The sequence below is a fragment of the Pseudomonas sp. S09G 359 genome (assembly GCF_002843605.1).
Lineage (GTDB): Bacteria > Pseudomonadota > Gammaproteobacteria > Pseudomonadales > Pseudomonadaceae > Aquipseudomonas.
In genome coordinates this window covers 4,087,346-4,107,416 of sequence record NZ_CP025263.1, presented here as the reverse complement: position 1 = coordinate 4,107,416, position 20,071 = coordinate 4,087,346, and the positions used below count along the sequence as shown (strand labels likewise).

Here is a 20,071-nt window from a genome sequence, read left to right as displayed (position 1 = left end):
CTGTGGGCTCAGCTCTCAATCAAGCTGCGCTTGATCCAGTCATACAAGTCATTACCCTCGCTCGACAATTCACTGTTGGCCCGCCGGCACAGGTAGTACTGGCGGCCATCATCGACCTGCAGATCAAACAGCTTCACCAACTCCCCGCTGGCCACATGGGGTGCCACCAGCGGCTCGCGCAGCAAGGCGCAGCCCAGGCCGGTGAGGGTGGCGGTGAGCGCCAGTTGGCCATCTTCCAGCAACAAACCATTCAGCGCCGTGGCGTCGACCTCGGCGGCCTCGAACCATTGGCCCCATGTGCCGCGTTCTTCGTCGTGCAGCAGCGGTAATTCGCTCAGGGCCTGGGGCGTGTCGATGGGGCCGTGTTGCGCCAGGAAGGCGCGGCTGCAGTAGGGCGTCACCGCGCCGCAGATCAATGGCTCGCTGTGATAACCCGGCCAGTGCCCGGTGCCGAAGCGGATCGACAGGTCGGCCGCATCGCTGGGGTAGCTGCGGTGGTTGGCGTAGGTCACGTTGATGTCGAGTGCCGGGTGGTCCTTCAGAAAATTCGCCAGGCGCGGGATAAACAGGTTGATGCCGAACAGCGGGATCAGGCTGATGGTGACCTGGCGCGTGGCGCTTTTCTCACGCACGTGCTCCGTGGCGCTGCGCAACACCGCAAAGGCCGAGCGGATCGCGCGGTAGTACTCACGGCCTTCATCGGTCAGCACCAGGTTGCGGCCCTGACGCAAGGTCAGCGGCTGCTGTAAAAAATCTTCCAACAAGTGCAGTTGATGGCTGATCGCCGAGGCCGACACGTCCAGCTCGCGCGCGGCGGCATTCACCCCGCCATGGCGCGCAAAGGCTTCGAACGTGCGCACGGCACGCAGGGGAGGGTCATTGGCTAACTGTTCTAATTTATTCATGTGTTGAATTAAATACCAAGTCATCACCCAAATAAAGAGCCATAAGTGCCGTAATAACGGCATAAATAGCCTGCTTTCGCTTTGATATAACCATATGACTTTCTGATATTTGATAAAAACAGAATAGATGCTTAGTGTGCCGCCCCTGTACGCACTGAGGTTTATGGTCCTGATGGATGGCTTTATCCAACAACTGCTCAACGGTTTGATGACGGGCAGTCTCTACGCGCTGGTGGCCCTGGGTTACACCATGGTCTACGGCATTTTGCGCATCATCAACTTTGCCCATGGCGATGTGTTGATGGTCGGCGCGCTGGTGGGGCTGTCGGTGATTCGCCTGGTGCAGGCCACGTGGCCGGCACTGCCGCCGGTGCTGGTGTTGCTGCTTGCGACGCTGGTGGCCATGGCGTTTTGTGCGGTGCTGGCGGTGGTGATCGAGCGTGTGGCTTATCGTCGGCTGCGTCACGCCCCGCGCCTGGCGCCGTTGATCAGTGGGATCGGCGTGTCACTGCTGCTGCAGACCCTGGCCATGCTGGTGTGGACCCGCAACCCGCAAATGTTCCCGCAACTGCTGCCCCTGGAACCGATTGAAGTGCTGGCGGGCGCCTCGGCACATCCGGCGATCACCAATGCAACGGCGCTGACCACCATCGCCATCGCGCTGGCGGTGATGGCCGCGCTGCTGGTGCTGGTGGAGCGCACGCGCTTCGGCCGCGCCATGCGCGCCGTGGCGGAAAACCCCCAGGTGGCCAGCCTGATGGGCATCAACCCGAACCGCATTATCGTCATCACCTTTGCCATCGGCGGCGCCTTGGCGGCACTGGCCGGGGTGATGATGGCCAGCAACTATGGCAGCGCGCATTTCTACATGGGCTTTCTGCCCGGCATCAAGGCCTTCACCGCGGCGGTGCTCGGCGGTATCGGCAACCTCAAGGGCGCGATGCTCGGCGGCTTGCTGCTGGGGCTGATCGAGGCCCTGGGCACCGGCTACCTGGGCGCCGCCACCAACGGCGTGTTTGGCAGCAATTACCAGGATGTGTTCGCCTTTATCGTGCTGATTGCGGTGCTGGTGTTCCGGCCATCGGGGCTGCTGGGCGAACGTTTGGCGACCCGCGCATGATCCATTCACTTACGCCCAATAAACGCGCCACCCTGGGCCTGCTGCTGTTCGCCGTGGCGCTGGTGCTGGCGCCGTGGATCGTCGGGCACGCTGGTGGCAACACCTGGGTGCGCACCCTGGATTTTGCCCTGCTGTACATCATGCTCGCCCTTGGCCTGAACATCGTGGTCGGCTACGCCGGGCTGCTGGACATGGGCTTTATCGCGTTCTACGCGGTGGGCGCCTACCTGGCCGCGTTGCTGTCTTCGCCGCATTTGTTGCAACAATTTCCGGCCCTGTTGGCGTTGCTGCCGGCGGGCATGCACACGTCGATCTGGTTGATCCTGCCGCTCGGTGCATTGCTCGCCGCCGGTTGTGGTGTGGTGCTGGGCGCGCCAACCCTGCGCCTGCGCGGCGACTACCTGGCCATCGTGACCCTGGGGTTTGGCGAGATCATTCGCATCCTGCTGCGCAACCTTGATCGTCCGGTGAATATTACCAATGGCCCCAAGGGGATTTCCCAGGTCGATCCGGTCAGCCTGCTGGGCGTGAACCTCGGCCGTAGCCAAGAGCTGTTTGGCCTGCGCCTGCCGTCGGTGTACCTCTATTACTACCTGTTTGCCGCGCTGGTGGTGCTGATCCTGTTCGCCTGCATTCGCCTGGAGCGTTCGCGCATCGGCCGCGCCTGGGTGGCCATCCGCGAAGACGAAGACGCAGCCCAGGCCATGGGCGTGAATACCGTGCGCCTGAAGTTGCTGGCGTTTGCGATTGGCGCCGCGTTCGGCGGTGTGAGCGGCGTGCTGTTCGCGTCGTTCCAGGGCTTTGTTTCGCCGGAATCCTTCACCCTCAACGAATCCATCGCGGTGCTGGCGATGGTGGTGCTGGGCGGCATGGGCCATATCCCTGGGGTGATTCTTGGCTGCGTGCTGCTGGCGGCGTTGCCCGAAGCGTTGCGCGCGAGCATGGGGCCGTTGCAGCAGGCGCTGTTCGGCCAGGTGCTGGTGGACCCGGAAATCATCCGCCAGCTGTTCTATGGCCTGGCGCTGATCCTGGCGATGCTCTACCGACCGGCCGGGCTGTGGCCCAAAGGAGTGGCACGATGAACGCACCGCTGTTGCAGATTGATTCGGTCAATAAACACTTCGGCGGCGTGGCGGCGCTGACGGACGTGAGCCTCAGCATCCAGCCCGGAGAAATCTACGGGCTGATCGGGCCCAATGGCGCAGGCAAGACCACCTTCTTTAACGTGATGACCGGCCTCTACACCCCGGACTCCGGACGCTTCCAGCTCGATGGCCGCGAGTACCAGCCGACCAGCGTGCACCAGGTGGCCGCCGCCGGCATCGCGCGCACGTTCCAGAATATCCGCCTGTTCAATGCCATGAGCGCCTTGGAAAACGTCATGGTCGGGCGCCATGTGCGCACCCGCAATGGCTTGTGGGCCGCCTTGAGCCGCCATCGCCGGGCCCGCGACGAAGAGGCCCAAACCCGCGCCCATGCCCATCGCCTGTTGGCATATGTGGGCCTGGCCGGGTTTGCCGAATACCGCGCCGACAGCTTGAGCTACGGCCACCAGCGCCGCCTGGAAATCGCCCGTGCCTTGGCCACCGAGCCGCGCCTGCTGGCCCTGGATGAGCCGGCGGCGGGCATGAATGCCAGTGAAAAAGTGCAACTGCGCGGCCTGCTGGAAAAAATCCGCGACGACGGCCACACCCTGCTGCTGATCGAACACGACGTGAAGCTGGTGATGGGCGTGTGCGACCGCATCAGCGTGCTCGATTACGGCCAGGTGATTGCCGTGGGGCCGCCAGCCGAGGTACGGCAGCATCCGGCGGTGATCCAGGCCTATCTGGGAGCCAGTGCCCATGTCTGAACCGTTGTTGAAGGTCGACGCTTTACAGGTGCGCTACGGCGCCATCGAAGCGGTCAAGTCCCTGGACCTGCATATCGATGAAGGCGAGCGCGTCACGCTGATCGGGGCCAATGGTGCCGGCAAGACGTCGAGCCTCAAGGCCCTGACCGGGCTGCTGCCGGCAGCCGGCGGTGAGATCCGCTTTGCCGGGCAATCGGTGCGAGGCCAGGCGCCGGACCAACTGCTGCGCCAAGGCATTGCCATGGTGCCGGAAGGGCGCGGGATTTTTGCGCGCATGAGCGTGCTCGAGAACCTCCAGGCCGGGGCTTTTCTGCGCCGCGATAACGCGCAGGTACAACGTGAAATGCGCCAGCTGTTCGAGCACTTTCCGCGCCTGGAAGAGCGCCTGCAGCAGTCCGCCGGCCTGCTCTCCGGCGGCGAGCAACAGATGCTCGCCCTGGCCCGTGCGCTGTTGTCGCGCCCGCGTTTGCTGATCCTCGATGAGCCGTCCATGGGGCTGGCGCCGATCATGGTGGAGAAGATCTTCCAGGTGATCGACGACGTGTGTCGCCAGGGCATGACCCTGTTGCTGGTGGAACAGAACGCGCGGCTGGCGCTGCAGGTGACTGACCGGGCTTACGTGATGGACACCGGGCGCATCAGCCTCAGCGGCCCGTCCCAGGATTTGCTTGAACACCCTGAGGTGCGCAGTGCGTATCTCGGCGAATAAATAACTGTACCCATGACGCTACCGGACGCCCGGCGTGTTCCGACCCGCCCGACAATTAGCAGGAAACACTGATGAAGACTTTGAAGACAACCGCATTGATCGGCCTGGCCCTCAGCAGCCTGGCGAGCGCCGTGGCCCAGGCCGACCAGACCGTGCTGATTGGCCTCGCCGGCCCGCTGACCGGCCCCTCGGCACGTATCGGCAAGGACCTGGAAAACGGCGCGCAACTGGCCATCGACCAGGCCAACGCCAAGCACCCGAAAATCAACGGTGAAACCGTGACCTTCAAGCTGGTTTCCGAAGACGACCAGTCCGACCCACGCACCGCCGTCACCGTCGCCCAGCGTTTGGTGGATGAAGGCGTGGTCGGCGTGGTCGGCCACTGGAATACCGGCACCAGCATTCCGGCGGCGCGGGTCTACCATGACGCCGGTATTGCCCAGGTGGCGCCGGTGGCCACCGGGCATGCCTACACCCAGCAGGGGTTCGACACCAGTTTCCGCATCATGGGCCATGACGACGATGGCGGCCAGGTGGCCGGCGCTTATGCGTTGAACGCCTTGAAAGCCCAGCGCATCGCCGTGATCGATGACCGCACCGCGTTCGGCCAGGGCCTGGCGGACCAGTTCGTCAAATCCATCGAAGCCGGGGGCGCCAAAGTGGTTGCCCGCGAATACGTGGACGACAAGACCATCGACTTCAGCGCGGTACTCACCAATATCCGTGGCCAGAACCCCGACCTGATCTTCTTCGGCGGTGTGGATGCCCAGGCCGCGCCGCTGGCACGGCGCATCAAGCAGTTGGGGATCAAGGCGCCGTTGATGGGCGCTGGTGGATTTGTCAGCCAGACCTTCCTGCAACTGGCGCAGAACGAAGGCGAGGGCGTGATCGCCCTGGAGCCGGGGCTGGCGGTTGCGCAGATGCCGGGTGGCAAGGCGTTCGAACAGGCCTATAAAGAACGTTACAAGACCAATATCGAACTGCATGCGCCGTTTGCCTATGACGGCGTCGGCGTGCTGGTGGCGGCCATCGAAAAGGCCGACTCCGTAGACCCGCAAAAGTACCTGCCGGTGCTGCGCGCCATTAGTTACCCAGGCGTGACCGGGACCATTGCGTTTGATGCCGAGGGTAACTTGAAGAAACCGTCGTTCACCGTTTACCAGGTCAAGGCCAATCAATGGCAGCCGGTGAGCGTGGCGGGTGGTAAGTGAGCTTGTAGGGTGAACGGGCCTGTTCTGATGAGTGGGCCGTCGTGGCGAGCTGGCTGTTGTGGCGAGCGGGCTTGCCCGCGTTGGGCTGCGAAGCGGCCCTAAAACCTGACACCCGGTTTTGCCTGGATGAATGCGGTGCCTGTGTTGGGGCCGCTTCGCAGCCCAACGCGGGCAAGCCCGCTCGCCACAAAAGCCTGCTGCCATAGCAAGCCTGGTTGCCACAACAGCCTGCTTGCCATAGCAAGCCTGGTTGCCACAACAGCCTGCTGCCATAGCAAGCCTGGTTGTAACAACAAGCCCGCTGCCATAACAAGTGGGCTGGCCAGTGAGATGTTTTTATAGGTTCTGTGGAGCTGATGGAGGCACACAATGAGCAAACTGGAAGGTGAACTGGGCATTCTTGCCCGGCGGCGTATCGAAGCCGAAATCATCAAACCGATCTACGAGATCTTGAAGCGCGAACAGGGCAAGGACTTTGCCGCTGCCGTGATCGGCGAAGCCGTGGGCAATGCGGCGATCCAGGCCGGCAAGCATTTTGCCGCGCTGGAAGAACAGGGCGCCGACCTCAAGAGTTTTGTCGAACTGCAAGTGCTGTGGGAACAGGACGACGCGCTCAAGGTCGAGGTCATCGCCAGCGATGCCGAGCACTACGACTACGACGTCAAGCGCTGCCGCTACGCCGAGATGTACCACGAGATGGGCCTGGGCGAGATTGGCCACTTACTCTCCTGCGCGCGCGATGAGCTGTTTATCGTCGGCTACAACCCGGATATCGAACTGACCCGCACCCAGACCATCATGGGCGGCGACCACCGCTGTGATTTCCGCTATCGGGCCAAACCCCATGAGTAACCTGGCACGGGTCAACGGCGCGCGGCTGTGGGACTCGCTGATGGAAATGGCGCAGATCGGCGCCACCGAAAAGGGCGGCGTGTCGCGCCTGGCGCTCACCGACGAAGACCGCCGCGGTCGCGACCTGTTTGTGCAGTGGTGCGAGGCGGCCGGTTGCAGCATCCGGGTTGACGCCATGGGCAATATCTTCGCGCGCCGCGCCGGTCGCCAGGACCACCTGGCCCCGGTACTCACCGGCTCCCATGGCGACTCGCAACCCTTCGGCGGCAAGTACGACGGCATCTATGGTGTGCTCGCCGGTGTCGAAGTGCTGCGCACCCTCAACGACCTGGGCATCGAAACCGAGCGGCCCATCGAAGTGGTCAACTGGACCAACGAAGAAGGCTCGCGTTTTGCCCCGGCGATGATTGCTTCCGGCGTCTATGCCGGTGTGTTCGACCTGGAGTACGGCCTGTCCCGCGCGGACAAAACCGGCGTGACCATCGGCCAGGCGTTGCAGCAGATCGGCTATGCCGGCCGCGAACCGGTGGGCGGCCAGGCTGTGCATGCGGCCTTTGAGTTGCATATCGAGCAAGGCCCGATCCTGGAGGCCCAAGGCATCACCATCGGCGTGGTCACCGGCGCTCAGGGCCAGCGTTGGTACGAAGTGGAATTGAGCGGCCGCAGCGCCCACGCCGGCACCACGCCGATGGACCATCGCCTGGATGCACTGCTGGGTTTTGCGCGGGTGGTCGAGGCTGTGAACGGGCTGGGCCTGGAGCAGGGCGCCGAAGGCCGGGCGACGGTAGGCATGGCGAATATCTTCCCCAACTCGCGCAATGTGGTGCCGGGGCGGGTGTTTTTCAGCGTCGAGTTCCGCCACCCGGACGAAGCGGTGCTGGCGCGCCAGGACCAGCAGTTGCGCGACGCCGTGGCCCGCATCGCCGCGGGCATCGGCCTACAGCACAGCGTGAAGCAGATCTTCCAGTACGCGCCGATTGCCTTCGACGCTGACTGCGTGGACGTGGTGCGCGCAGCGGCCGAGGCATTGGGCTACAGCCACCGGTCGATGATTTCCGGTGCCGGGCATGACGCCTGCTACCTGAACCAGGTGGCGCCGACCGCGATGATCTTTGTGCCGTGTGTGGATGGGCTCAGCCATAACGAGGCGGAAGAAATTTCTCCCGAATGGTCGACGGCGGGGGCGGATGTGCTGCTCCAGGCGATCTTGGCCAAGGCCCAACTCTAAAGAAACACACAGTTGAAATGTGGGAGGGGGCTTGCCCCCGATAGCGGTGGGTCAGATACAAATGTGTTGACTGGCACACTGCTATCGGGGGGCAAGTCGAATCGTCGAACCGCCCCTCCCACATTGGATCTTCATGGGCTGTGAGGTCAGCGAAAGAACTCACCCGGCGTCGCATCAAACTGCTGACGAAACGCATTGATAAACGCCGACGTCGATTCATACCCGCACCCCAACGCCACATCCGTGACCCGCTCGCCTTGCTCCAGGGCGGGCAGCGCGGTGAGCAGGCGCAGGCGCTGGCGCCAGGCGCGGAAGGTCAGCCCGGTGTCGCTGAGGAATAAGCGGCTGAGGGTCTTTTCGCTGACGCCGAGCTTGTGGCTCCACTGCCCCAGAGTGGTCTGCTGCTCCGGGTGCAGGTTCAGGCTGCGGTAGATCTGGCGCAAGCGCGGGTCGTGGGGCAGGGGCAGCATCAGATCCACCTGCGGCGCCGCCGCCAATTGGTCCAGCACCACTTGGGCCAGCCTGCCGTCCGGCCCATCCTCGGCGTATTCCACCGGCAGCTCGCTGAAACTGCGGATCAACTCGCGCAACAAATTGCTCACCTCCAGCACATGGCAGTGCTCGGCCGCCCAGGCGGTCACACTGCAATCGAGGTACAGGCTACGCATCTCGGTGTGGGGCGAGCTGTACACCCGGTGCGGCATGCCTGCCGGAATCCACACCGCGCGCTGGGGCGGTGCGACGAAGCGGCCGACGCTGGTCTGGATCTCCAGCACCCCGGAAATCGCGTAGGACAATTGCACCCACGGGTGGCTGTGCCGGCGGGTCAGCGCGCGGTTGGGCAGTGATTCGGTGCGCCCATACACCGGGCGTGGCAAGCTGGAAAGCCCGGGCACACTGCGGCGGACGGTCTTGTCATGTCCTTTAGGCGGCATTTAATGGCTCATTGGCGTTAGTCGGTAATAAGCCGTTACGTTAGAGTCGCGACGATGCTCTTGGCAACCCCTGGAAGATTTGCTTATGACCCGCCCGCGTTTTCTGCCCGACAACTTCACCCTCACCCTGATTGCCACGGTGATCCTCGCCTCCCTGCTGCCCGCCAGCGGCCAGACCGCCGTGGCGTTTGGCTGGGTGACCAACCTGGCCATCGCGCTGCTGTTTTTCCTGCACGGCGCCAAGCTGTCGCGCCAGGCCATCGTCGCCGGGGCGGGCCACTGGCGCCTGCACCTGCTGGTGTTCAGCCTGACCTTTGTGCTGTTTCCGCTGCTGGGCCTGGCGCTCAAGCCGGTGCTGTCGCCGTTGATCGGCAAAGACCTGTACATGGGCATGCTCTACCTCTGCGCGTTGCCGGCTACGGTGCAGTCGGCGATTGCCTTCACGTCGCTGGCGCGCGGCAACATTCCGGCGGCCATTTGCAGCGCGGCGGCGTCCAGCCTGTTCGGGATCTTCCTCACGCCGTTGCTGGTGACCCTGCTGCTCAATGTGCACGGTGAAGGCGGCTCCACCGTTGATGCGATCCTGAAAATCAGCGTGCAACTGCTGCTGCCGTTTATCGCTGGGCAAATCGCCCGTCGCTGGATCGGCGAGTGGGTTGGGCGCAACAAATCCTGGCTGAAATTTGTCGACCAGGGCTCGATTTTGCTGGTGGTGTACGGCGCCTTCAGCGAAGCGGTCAACGAAGGCATCTGGCATCAGATCCCGCTGTGGGAATTGGGCGGTCTGGTCGTCGCCTGCTGCGTGTTGCTGGCCCTGGTGCTGGTGGCGTCCACCGTACTGGGCAAGGCGTTCGGTTTTAACCAGGAAGACCGCATCACCATCTTGTTCTGCGGCTCGAAGAAAAGCCTGGCCACCGGCGTGCCAATGGCTCAGGTGTTGTTCGCGGGGGCGACCATGGGGGTGCTGATCCTGCCGTTGATGCTGTTTCACCAGATCCAGCTGATGGTCTGTGCTGCGCTGGCGCAACGCTATGCAAAACGCCCGGAAAGCATTCCAGAGTTGATGGGGCAGGTAGATCCGTAATCCATCGTTCGCTCAGGGTGTGCGACAAATACGCGCAGGCGTTGTGTAGGATCAGCGTCAACAGCTCGGCGAGAAACCTATAGAATGCAGGGCAGCGGCGCTTGTCCTTGGCGGCCGTTTGATCACCGTCAGAGTACCGCGCCCTTAAATGAGCATTTCAGCCGCAACGCCCCAAGCCAACTGGCAACCGGTCATCGCCCTCGCGTTGGCCGCCTTTGTGTTCAACACCACCGAATTTGTGCCGGTCGGGCTGCTCAGCGCCATCGGTGCCAGCTTCGACATGCCCATCGCCAGTGTCGGCCTGATGCTCACCATTTATGCGTGGATCGTATCGCTGACCTCGCTGCCGGTGATGCTGCTGACCCGTAACGTCGAGCGGCGCAAGTTGCTGATCGTGCTGTTCGGGCTGTTTATCGCCAGCCATGTCCTGTCCAGCATCGCCACCAGCTTCGGCATCCTGATGCTCAGTCGCGTCGGCATTGCGCTCTCCCATGCGCTGTTCTGGTCGATCACCGCCTCCCTGGCAGTGCGCCTGGCGCCGGAAGGCAAGCAGGTGCAAGCCCTCGGCCTGCTGGCCACCGGCACTTCCCTGGCGATGGTCTTGGGCATCCCCCTTGGCCGCCTGCTCGGCGAAGCCATGGGCTGGCGCACCACGTTCCTGGTGATTGGCGCCTTCGCGGCGGCCCTGGTGTTCTGGCTGGGGCGTACCTTGCCGCTGCTGCCAAGCCAGAACTCCGGCTCGTTGCGCAGCCTGCCGCTGCTGTTCAAGCGTCCGGCGCTGGTGGCGCTGTATGTGCTCACCGCGCTCACGGTGACCGCGCAATTCACCGCCTACAGCTACATCGAACCCTTCGTCGAAGGCGTCGCCGGCATGAGCGGCAGCGCGGTGACCCTGATCCTGCTGGTGTTCGGCGGCGCAGGCATCATCGGCTCGCTGCTGTTCAGCCTGGTGCACCGTTTCAATCCGCACCTGTTTGTGGTCGGCGCGGTGTTCATCCTGGCCGCGTGCCTGGCGCTGATGCTGCCGTTGAGTGGCGCTGAGTCCTACCTGGTGATCTTGAGCGTGTTCTGGGGCATGGCGATCATGGGCTTCGGCCTGGCCATGCAATCCAAGGTGCTGGTGCTGGCCCCGGACGCCACCGACGTGGCCATGGCCATGTTCTCCGGCATCTACAACATCGGCATCGGCGGCGGCGCCCTGATGGGCAGCTGGGTCGGCAGCCACTTCGGCTTCGCCTGGATCGGCGCGGCGGGCGGCTTGCTCGCGGCGGTCGCGTTGATCGGGTATTGCCTGGCGATTCGCAAGTTTGGAACGGGTGTGGTGCCTGGCTGAAAACTTGATCAGGAAGTGCCTGTCTTGTAAAGTCGACTCTTCCTACATTAATCACCGATAACAAATCTTTACTCTCTGGACTCTTGCGTCCAGGAGTAAAGGGAATGGCTTCCAGCGTACTGCCCAGCGTTTTTTTTGATCACAGCCGACATACCCTGAGTGTCTACCAGGTCCAGGCCCGGCTTGATGTCCTGGCCTTCAAAGGCCAAGAAAACCTAAGCAAGCCCTACACCTACACCATAGAGTTCACCAGCACCGAGCGTGACCTGGCCGCCGACACCTTGCTTGGCCAGGACGCCAGTTTCAGCCTGCGCGCCGCCCTGCAAAAACAAAGCTCGTTTCTGGCGCCAAGCCCCGAGGAAATCAAGCCGCTGCGCACCCTGTATGGTGTGATCACCGGATTCAAGCGCGACTCCGGCTCCAATGACCAGGCCTGTTATGCCGTCACGTTGCGGCCGCGCTTGGCGTTACTGGAGCGCGGTCAGCAGTACCGCATCTACCAGCACCAATCGGTGCCGGAAATCGTCGAAAGCATCCTGCGCAGCCGCCACGGCTTCCTCGGCCAGCACTTCCTGTTCAGCTTGAAACGCGACTACCCCCGGCGCGAACAGGTGATGCAATACGGCGAAAGCGACCTGGCTTTTATCGACCGCCTGCTGGCCGACGTAGGGATTTGGTACCGCTTCACCAGCGACGACCGCCTGGGTATCGACGTGGTCGAATTCTGCGACGATCAACGCCTCTACCAGTTCGACATCGAGCTGCCTTTTCGCCCGCAATCCGGGCTCGGCAGCAGTGGCCAGGACGGGGTGTGGCAACTGCAATCGAGCCACGCGGTAGTCGAAAAGCACGTGCATATTCGCGCCTACCAACATCGCGATGCCGGCGCCTACCTGAGCGGCGAGATCGACCAGACTCGCGGCGCAACCACCACCTACGGCGAGGCCTACCACTACGCCGAACCCTACAGCGCCCTGGGCGATCGCCTCGATCAAGACGAACGCCTGCTAAGCGAAAGCGGTTACTTCTACGCGCGCCTTAGGCATGAGCGCTACCTAAACGGGCAGACCCAACTCAGCGGTATCAGCAGCAGTGCCATCTTGGCGCCGGGGCAGGTGCTCAACGTGTCTGGCGCTGCGCCCGAGGCTTTCACACCCGGCGCGGTGATCACCGGGCTGACCACCACGGCGGCGCGCGACAGCAGTTTCATCGCGACTTTCGAAGCGATGCCCTATTCAGAAAGCGTGTGCTTTCGTCCAAAACTGCAGCCAAAACCACAAATCGCCGGCACCGTCCCGGCTCGCGTCACCAGCCCGAAGGCTCACGACCCTTACGCCGAAATCGACATAGAAGGCCGCTACCGAGTCAACTTCCTCTTCGACCGCGACACCTGGAAACCCGGCCAGGAAAGCGTCTGGCTACGCCTGGCTCGACCTTACGCAGGTGACACCCACGGCCTGCATCTACCACTGATAGCTGGCACCGAGGTGGCCATTGCCTTCGAGCAAGGCGACCCCGACCGCCCCTACATCGCCCATGCCCTGCATGACAGCCAGCACGTCGACCACGTGACCTTGCGCAACTACAAACGCAACGTGTTGCGCACGCCTGCGAACAACAAACTGCGCATGGATGACACGCGTGGGCAAGAGCATATCAAGCTCAGTACGGAACACAGCGGCAAGAGCCAGCTGAATCTGGGGCATCTGGTGGATGCCGAGCGCAATAAACGTGGAGAGGGCTTTGAGCTGCGTACCGATGGTTGGGGGGCGATTCGGGGGGGCAGGGGGGTGTTTATCAGTGCCGATGAGCAGGTTAAGGCTGGCAATGAGCAGCTCGATATGGAAGCCGCCATTCAGCAGTTGCAAGGCGCGCTATCACTGGCGCGCTCCCTGGCTCAGGCAGCGCGTAAAGCCGAAGTTAAGCCTGGCGATCTCGATAGCCAGCTGGATTTGCTTGAGGCCCTCACGGGGTTGGCGCAACCGGGAGCACTGCTGCATGCCCCGGCGGGTATCGGCGTACTCAGCCCTAAAGCCATATGCCTGTCTTCCGGCACAGAAAGCGTCGGCATCATGGCCGCCCATAACGCAGACATCGGTGCCGGGCGCGACATCACCGCAACCGCCGAGGGAGGTGTCAGCGTCTTGGCGCAAAGTGCCGACCTGCAACTCAAGGCGGCGCACGGCAAGGTCGAACTGCAGGCTCTGGCCAGCGACGTCCACGTTCAAGCAAAGGCCGACATCAAGATCGAAAGCGTCGATGGCTGTATTCAGATCAGTGCCCCGCAAGAGTTGGTACTTAACTGTGGCGGTGCCTACATCCGCTTGAAGGACGGCGACATAGAGCTCGGGGCGCCTGGCAACATCTACCTTAAAGCCACTGATGTGCAAAAGTTCGGCAGTACCCGGCTAGATACGCCCACGCCTGAGTTGCCGGCGGGATATGCCGCTGGCTATATGCTGAAAGATGCAGCCCAGGCGCCATTACCGTTCACCCACTATCGGATCACCACCGACCAGGGTGACGTATTCAACGGCGTGACGGACAAGGACGGCCTCACCATGAGTGTCCATACCTTGGTTCCGGGAGGGTTGAAAGTAGAGCTGCCGCAGTCTGAGCGGTGGATCAGCTTTTCCGCTCCCGCCGGAATGAACTACGCAGGCATTCAGTGCACCGCGACCATGGACGATGGGACGGTTCTAAAAGGCGAGTTTGATCATGAGAATAAAGCGAAGTTTTATTCTTTTACGGGTGATGCTTGCGTCAACTTTGAAGTGGAAGACCTAGGTCGGAAGGAGAGTGTGCCCAGTGGTGCGCAGGCTCTTTTTAAACAGTTAGCGGAGTGAATATGATTATATTAAAGATGTTTTTTTTGCTTGGTCTTCCTTTTGTTTTATTTGTGGCGTCTGTGGGGGTGAATTTTTACATTGTGTTGTTCGATCTCGACAGATTTTTAGAGTGCTTTAAGAAAAGCACCATTATCAGTTCATATGCGAGCGTGTGGGGCAGAGGGTCATTTTATGCGCGCTATACATTGGTGTATATCGTAATAGGTAGTGTGATGTTCCCTAATAAGCATATGCGGAATGGCACACTGGACCCTGAAGAGATGGCGCGTTGTCCTGTAGAGATAAAATACCGCATGGCACTGTCTTTTTATTTATTGCTGAGTGCGGCTGTATGCTTTTCTTTTACGGCTTTATTGTTGATTTTTATGAAAAATTTCTAAGTTTTGACATTTTTATTGATCTTTCGAGGTGAACAATATGGACGTTTTTTATCGGGACTATCTGGCGCAAAAAGATCACGCAATTGATGACGAAACGCTAAAGCAAGCACTCGTATCACTTGAGGGGACGGCGCTCAAGTTTTCTGCAGACGCTATCAGTGATGCGGCGCAGCGTGAGAATTACAATCGCAACGTCAGGCGGGTCAAGGAGGCGGTGCTGGAGCAAGTTAAGAGCGGAAAGGTCACGGTCAAAGAGGCGGCGCAGTTTTGTTACGAGGCGCGCAATAACATCATGGCTGAAGTCCGTGCGAGAACATCACCGCAGGGTTTGGCGATTGCCGAAGCGAGGAAAAAAATTCCTCTTGGTCTTGCGGAAATGTTAGATGAAAAAGCCACTAAAAAGTTTGGCGGGACGTTTGTTGAGCTTGATGTAAAACAGAAAAACCTGATGTATTACGAAATCGTAGAGTCTTCAGCCAGGCCCAGCGTGAGATTCAACACGATGAATAAAGTGTTGAGGGTTTCAGGCAAGGTTTTGGTGGTCGTTACCATTGCGTATGCAACCTATGACATTGCCACTGCTGAGAACAAACCGAAAGCGGCGATCAAGCAGGGCGTCATTGTGGGCAGTGGGGTGGTCGGAACAGCGTTGGCAGGTGCAGCCGTGTCGGCCGTGTGCGGCCCCGGTGCACCGTTTTGTGCCATTGGTTTGATGTTGGGCGCGGGGATTGCGTCGGGGTGGGGGGCTTCGTTAGTGACCGAGTCTCTTGATGATGAGCTCGAAGAGTTTCTCAAGTGGGGCGTCGGCTAGACCGAACTGGACCCCGCAGACGCTCAGCAACTATCACGTTTAAGGACTGACATGAACGATCCCTACCACCGCACCGATACGCTCAACCCCCGTAAAGACTTTATTGTCGGCAAACAGAAACAGCATTGGGTCGAATTCCAATTGCTGGACGAGCAGGGCGAGCCGCTGGCGAATATCCCTTATCGCGCGGTTAACGACGCCACGCGTGCGGCGTGTGCCCCAGAGTGCGCTGGCCACAGTGATGCCCACGGCGTGATCCGCCTGGAGGGCCTGCACCCGCTGGCAGTGACCTTGTTGTTGTCGGCGAATCCACTGGCCGAGGTACTTAAAAACCGACGCTTGCGTGCGCAGCGTGCTGAATTGCCGGTGTCGTCGCCGTTGCAGCCCTACCGCTATGACCCGCCGCCAAAGGGTTTCTCGCCCGTAGAGAAGCAGGCCTTGGCGGACGGGTACCGTTATCACTATCTGCGTATCGGGCAGTTGTGCGATCAAACGCCGGACTTCGATCCGCCCCTGGCAGACCCGCGCCAACTCCCTGCGTTCCACTTTCCGGACAAGACATTCAGTGGTTTTACGCTAGGTTTCGAGGTGCTGAATCGACGGCATGTGCTGGAAGTCTGTCCCTTCCGAGCCTGGTCGTTGATCCTGCACCATCAACCTGAATACAGCATGGCCAACGCCTATAACCTCGGGTTGATGGCCAACCTCTCCTACAGCACTGTCGCCCAGGCTGTGTTGAAGCAACGCCCTGGCACTGACCCCAGTACCGTCGCAGGCTCGGTGGATGAGTTCTTTTTCCGCCAGTGCCTGGACCTGTCGCGCACGCCGATCATGATCGACGGCAAGGGCACATGCCTGCCGGCGCTGGTGGTCGATGTGCCTTTTGACCAGCGCTACACCACAGCGGTGATGCTCGATTCGCTGACCGCCGAGCGCCCGCCGGCGGGGTCCGGGATACCGCTGTTCACCATCGAAAACACCCAGCTGTTCTATTGCATCAACCAAACTCAGGTACTCGTGGCCTGGCGCGGGACCCAGGAGTTCAAAGACTGGCTGACCGACGCGCTGTACCGTCCGATGGCGGCCGATGGCAGTGGGTGTGATTTGAAGACGGCGTGCACGCCGCTGACGGAGGTTGGCAGTGTGCATTACGGGTTTTTGCAGGCGTTTGAGGTTGCTAAGGTTTTGTTTCCTCAACGCTTTGATGACATTCAGAAGGCGCTACTCGATAAAGAGTTGTTTATCTGCGGCCATAGCTTGGGAGGTGCGCTGGCACTGATTCACTCCGCCGAACTGAAAGATCGTACCCCACAGCTCTACACCTACGGAATGCCCCGCACCTTCACTGAAAAAGCGCTGGCACGCCTAAACGCGGTAACCCACTTTCGCCATGTAAACGACGCAGACATGATCACCAGCGTACCGCCCGAGGCCGAGTTGGATAACTGGCTGTACAAGGCCCTTGGCCCATTGGGCGGTAGCCTGGGCTACGTCTGGTCGGTGGGTGAATTGATGGCGGGCAAGTTGGTGAGCTTTGGCGATCCCTACTGGCATCACGGCCAGATCGCGATGTTTTACCGTGCCGACCAGCATATGGAGTCCAAGGACACCCGCTACTCTGCCGCGCAACGAAAAGAAGCCGAGGGCCACTTCTATCGAAGCACTATTCTCAAACGTCTGCCGCACAGCACGCGCATCTACCTGGTGCCCAGCCTGAACGATGAGCTGAGCCGCTTCGCCGAGGAAGACCAGAAGGCCCTGATTCGCGCATTGAATCAGCAAAACCTGGCGCGCTTTTTTCCATCTCACACCAATCCCGAGCGCAGTAACCATCGCAGCGACCCGAGGGATCACTCGATGGTCGACGCCTACCTGCCTTTTTTACATAACCAACTGCTGGAACTCAGCGATCCCGAACGCCCACTGGAACGCAAGGCGCAACGGGCGAAGTTCGAACAGCAGATGCACACGCTCGGGGTTCCCGAAGCAGAAAGGCATCGCAACGAACAGTTCCTTGCCCTGCAGCGGTTGTTACCCATGGCGTTGCGTACCACCCGGGGAATGGAAGGTGGCCCTGAGGCACTGGAGCGTTTCAGTCGTGAGCGTGAATTCGGCGTGTTGATCGAGATTACCCAGGCGCGCGCCTGATCAACTGGATTGCCATGGCCCAATTCACATAAGTAGCCACAGAGGAAGACTAAAACCATGAACACTTCAAACCAACTGTCGCCCGCACGCACTCACACTCGAATTTGCCGCTGCACTGCTAACCATCATCGAGGCCATAGCCTATGAACGTTCGTTTAATTCGTGCGAGCGGCGTTGCATTACTGCTGTTCAGCCTCAACGGCTGCGCCCAGAACCAAACCTTTTCACCTGCACCGGGCGGCGAGGAGGTCAGCATCACGGTAAAGGTCCCACAAAATCTTGCGGCGGACCCAATGCGGGTGATGTATCGCTCGGAAAAATGCCCTATCAAACGCTCCGGAGCAAACTGGAGCACCTATGAAGAGGACGGTTACTTGTCCACTACGGTCTTGCCGCAACAGCAAGGGCGGAGTGATATGTATGAAGTGAAACTGCCCATTAACGGCGCAGGCAAATGCCAGTGGCAACTGAGCAATGTGACCTTTGGTGTCACCTATAACAACACGACCCACTTCGGGGAGAATGTGAGAGGCGGGCCAGGGGGAGGGATTATTGTGATGTTCGATCAGCGCCTGCCGCAACAGCGTTCAGCTTTTCAGCCACCGATAGAAGTTAACGGTGATGTACTGATTAGGAAGGACTACTACCCTTGGATTAACGAGCAGTTTATTGGCAAGCATGAAAAGGTCGCTTGGCTCGTCGGCGCGGGTGAAATCTATTTATATTACCGTGCCCCAAGAGCCCGACAGGTGGTATTCGAACCCTTACTATATGCCGACCACGTCGTTTATTCGGTAGGACCGAAGGTTCATAAAAAGGGTAATCGCAACCAGTACACGTACTCCGATGGTAGTGTTGTGATGGGTGGCAGTGACCCAAGCTTCAAGAAACTTCAAGCCATCCGCCTGGGACAACCACAATGATTGCTTTATGGATGATCCCCACGTCCTTACCTGAACGCAGACAACCCGTTACCCAAACATGCGGCGTGCTCTTGCTGCTGTTCAGCCTCAACGGTTGCGCCCAGAACCAGACTTTTACACCGGCACCGGACGGCGGGCAGGTCAGCATCACTGTAAAGGTCCCGCAGAACCTCGCGGCGGAACCCATGCGGGTGATGTACCGCTCGGAGAAGTGTCCCATCAAACGCTCTGGGCCAGACTGGAGCACCTATGAAGAGGATGGTTACCTATCCATCACAGTTCATCCGCTACAGCAGGGGCAGAGTGATCTTTATGAAGCGAAATTACCTATTAACGGCTCAGGCACATGCCAATGGCGACTGAGTAATGTGACCTTTGGTGTTACGTACGCTAGCACAACACACTTTGGAGAAAATGTTAAAGCTGGTTCTGGGGGGGGAGTGATTGTGATGTTCGATCAGCGCCTGCCACAGAGGCGTTCTGTATTTCAGCCAACGATAGAAGTGAGCGGCGATGTCTTGATCAAGGGGGATTACTACCCTTGGATAACCGAGCAGTTTATTGGCGGACATGAACTGCTTGCATGGATCGTCGGTGAAGGTGAAATGTATTCGTATTATCGCGCTTTAAGTGCTAAGAGGGTGACGTTCGAGCCCGTACTGCACGCCGACTACGTCGTTTATTCGGTGGAGTCTAAGGTGCAGAAAGTGGGCAACTACCCACTAATCACCTATCCCGATGGCAGTACCGCTGCAACTGGACACAAGCCAAAATTTAAGAAGCTTCAAACCATCCGCCTGGGGCAATCACAATGATTGCTTTACGGAGGGTCCCCTCGTCTTTACAGGAACACATACCGCTCGTTATCCAAAGTGCGAAATAGCGATAAAGCTCGTAATACCTATGTGTAGGAAATTTCGAAGCTAGATCTTGGCATCGTCGCGGGCGTTATTTAGTCGCGCGCTAAAAATAGATTTCAGTGTGGAGGTGTTGGAGTGATTAATTCTAAGTGCGGCCTATTAGGGCTTGTTTTTACTGTGCTCACAGGCTGTGGTTCATTGGGTGCGGCAATTATGAATGGGCCACTTTGTCCCTATCAGGGTGTTCATCTGGATTTTAATGCGATAACCGATTGGCAGACAATTTTGATTACAAAAGGTTTTATTATTCCATTAGCTATCATTGATCTCCCTTTATCTTTCGTCGTTGACACGTTTTCTCTTGGGGCCGCTCTCGAAGCAGATAACGGAAATGCCCATTGCCCGCGAGACTATTCGTAGCGATCAGAGCCGGGTAATTGGAAGTACTGCCGCTTTTATTGGTTGTTGGTCGAGATCATTGCTCTTATAGAGAGCGATCCTTTTGTTTGTGCCTGTCTTTCAATGGGCAAGTTATTGGGAGTAAATAAAATGTTTCAGGGGTTTGTACTGTTGGGTGACAAAACCACCCATGGCGGAGAAGTAACGTCTGCCTCTTCCACAACCTTCGTCAATGGCAAGCCAGTAGCTTTGGTCGGCGACGAAGTGCATTGCCCGTTACCAGGGCATGGCGTTAACCGGATTGTCGAAGGTTGCCCGGGCTGGTCCGAGGGCAACCGGGCGATGGTGGTCAATGGCTGTCACTGTGAATGTGGTTGCCAGGTCATTTCCAGTGCTCCCGATTGTGGGGTGGGCTAGCCATGGGCTGGGATCGGCAGGCACCCGAGGTAGTAGACGTTCCAGATCCGCCAAT

At 59.7% G+C, this 20,071-nt stretch carries 19 protein-coding genes; 17 read left to right on the top strand and 2 right to left on the bottom strand.

The window, feature by feature from the left end; translation table 11 throughout:
• Nucleotides 1-8: 8 nt before the first annotated feature.
• A complete protein-coding gene (locus CXQ82_RS18540) occupies nt 9-905 on the bottom strand; it encodes a LysR substrate-binding domain-containing protein (protein WP_101271574.1) in 897 nt (298 codons plus the stop codon).
• A 172-nt stretch (nt 906-1,077) separates the two neighbouring features.
• On the opposite strand from CXQ82_RS18540, the gene CXQ82_RS18535 reads away from it, so the two are divergent.
• From CXQ82_RS18535 to CXQ82_RS18505, 7 genes are all read left to right on the top strand, one after another.
• A complete protein-coding gene (locus tag CXQ82_RS18535) occupies nt 1,078-2,025 on the top strand; it encodes a branched-chain amino acid ABC transporter permease (protein WP_101273828.1) in 948 nt (315 codons plus the stop codon).
• Nucleotides 2,022-3,107 (top strand): ABC transporter ATP-binding protein, encoded by a 1,086-nt coding sequence (locus CXQ82_RS18530; RefSeq protein WP_101271572.1) that lies wholly within the window; start codon nt 2,022-2,024, stop codon nt 3,105-3,107. The genes CXQ82_RS18535 and CXQ82_RS18530 overlap by 4 nt, the downstream gene beginning before the upstream one ends.
• Nucleotides 3,104-3,877, top strand: a complete 774-nt coding sequence (locus CXQ82_RS18525) for an ABC transporter ATP-binding protein (RefSeq protein ID WP_101271570.1) — start codon at nt 3,104-3,106, stop codon at nt 3,875-3,877. The genes CXQ82_RS18530 and CXQ82_RS18525 overlap by 4 nt, the downstream gene beginning before the upstream one ends.
• A complete protein-coding gene (locus CXQ82_RS18520; protein WP_101271568.1) occupies nt 3,870-4,586 on the top strand; it encodes an ABC transporter ATP-binding protein in 717 nt (238 codons plus the stop codon). The genes CXQ82_RS18525 and CXQ82_RS18520 overlap by 8 nt, the downstream gene beginning before the upstream one ends.
• A gap of 71 nt (nt 4,587-4,657) precedes the next feature.
• Nucleotides 4,658-5,797, top strand: coding sequence for a branched-chain amino acid ABC transporter substrate-binding protein (locus tag CXQ82_RS18515; protein WP_101271566.1), 1,140 nt, complete (start codon nt 4,658-4,660; stop codon nt 5,795-5,797).
• A 369-nt stretch (nt 5,798-6,166) separates the two neighbouring features.
• The gene (locus tag CXQ82_RS18510) at nt 6,167-6,649 is read left to right on the top strand and encodes an L-2-amino-thiazoline-4-carboxylic acid hydrolase (RefSeq protein ID WP_101271564.1); all 483 of its coding nucleotides are present in this window, start codon (nt 6,167-6,169) and stop codon (nt 6,647-6,649) included.
• A complete protein-coding gene (locus tag CXQ82_RS18505; RefSeq protein ID WP_101271562.1) occupies nt 6,642-7,877 on the top strand; it encodes a Zn-dependent hydrolase in 1,236 nt (411 codons plus the stop codon). Before CXQ82_RS18510 ends, CXQ82_RS18505 begins: the two co-directional genes overlap by 8 nt.
• Nucleotides 7,878-8,023: 146 nt before the next feature.
• Here the strand turns inward: CXQ82_RS18505 and CXQ82_RS18500 are convergent, their stop codons facing one another.
• The gene (locus CXQ82_RS18500) at nt 8,024-8,812 is read right to left on the bottom strand and encodes a helix-turn-helix domain-containing protein (RefSeq protein ID WP_101271560.1); all 789 of its coding nucleotides are present in this window, start codon (nt 8,810-8,812) and stop codon (nt 8,024-8,026) included.
• An 85-nt stretch (nt 8,813-8,897) separates the two neighbouring features.
• Here CXQ82_RS18500 and CXQ82_RS18495 point away from each other — a divergent pair, with 85 nt between their 5' ends.
• The 10 genes from CXQ82_RS18495 to CXQ82_RS18450 all read left to right on the top strand — a co-directional run bounded on the left by CXQ82_RS18495 (nt 8,898) and on the right by CXQ82_RS18450 (nt 20,016).
• Nucleotides 8,898-9,896, top strand: coding sequence for a bile acid:sodium symporter family protein (locus CXQ82_RS18495; protein ID WP_012724877.1), 999 nt, complete (start codon nt 8,898-8,900; stop codon nt 9,894-9,896).
• Nucleotides 9,897-10,044: 148 nt separating this feature from the next.
• On the top strand, nt 10,045-11,229 hold the full coding sequence (locus CXQ82_RS18490) for a sugar transporter (RefSeq protein ID WP_101271558.1): 1,185 nt from the start codon (nt 10,045-10,047) through the stop codon (nt 11,227-11,229).
• Nucleotides 11,230-11,333: 104 nt separating this feature from the next.
• Nucleotides 11,334-14,075: a type VI secretion system Vgr family protein gene (locus CXQ82_RS18485; protein ID WP_101271556.1), complete on the top strand. Its 2,742-nt coding sequence runs from the start codon at nt 11,334-11,336 to the stop codon at nt 14,073-14,075.
• Between the two features lie 2 nt (nt 14,076-14,077).
• Nucleotides 14,078-14,458 (top strand): hypothetical protein, encoded by a 381-nt coding sequence (locus CXQ82_RS18480; RefSeq protein WP_101271554.1) that lies wholly within the window; start codon nt 14,078-14,080, stop codon nt 14,456-14,458.
• Between the two features lie 37 nt (nt 14,459-14,495).
• Nucleotides 14,496-15,269: a hypothetical protein gene (locus CXQ82_RS18475; RefSeq protein ID WP_101271552.1), complete on the top strand. Its 774-nt coding sequence runs from the start codon at nt 14,496-14,498 to the stop codon at nt 15,267-15,269.
• A gap of 51 nt (nt 15,270-15,320) precedes the next feature.
• Nucleotides 15,321-17,417, top strand: a complete 2,097-nt coding sequence (locus tag CXQ82_RS18470; protein ID WP_101271549.1) for a lipase family protein — start codon at nt 15,321-15,323, stop codon at nt 17,415-17,417.
• Nucleotides 17,418-17,560: 143 nt separating this feature from the next.
• Nucleotides 17,561-18,340 carry a hypothetical protein gene (locus tag CXQ82_RS31465; protein WP_177409917.1) on the top strand — a complete coding sequence of 260 codons (780 nt, stop codon included), beginning with the start codon at nt 17,561-17,563 and terminating at the stop codon, nt 18,338-18,340.
• Entirely contained in the window at nt 18,337-19,155 is an 819-nt protein-coding gene (locus CXQ82_RS18460; protein WP_101271547.1) for a hypothetical protein, read from the top strand. Before CXQ82_RS31465 ends, CXQ82_RS18460 begins: the two co-directional genes overlap by 4 nt.
• 180 nt (nt 19,156-19,335) lie before the next feature.
• Nucleotides 19,336-19,620, top strand: coding sequence for a YceK/YidQ family lipoprotein (locus CXQ82_RS18455; protein ID WP_157832178.1), 285 nt, complete (start codon nt 19,336-19,338; stop codon nt 19,618-19,620).
• Nucleotides 19,621-19,722: 102 nt separating this feature from the next.
• Nucleotides 19,723-20,016 (top strand): PAAR domain-containing protein, encoded by a 294-nt coding sequence (locus CXQ82_RS18450; protein WP_371917365.1) that lies wholly within the window; start codon nt 19,723-19,725, stop codon nt 20,014-20,016.
• Nucleotides 20,017-20,071: the final 55 nt, after the last annotated feature.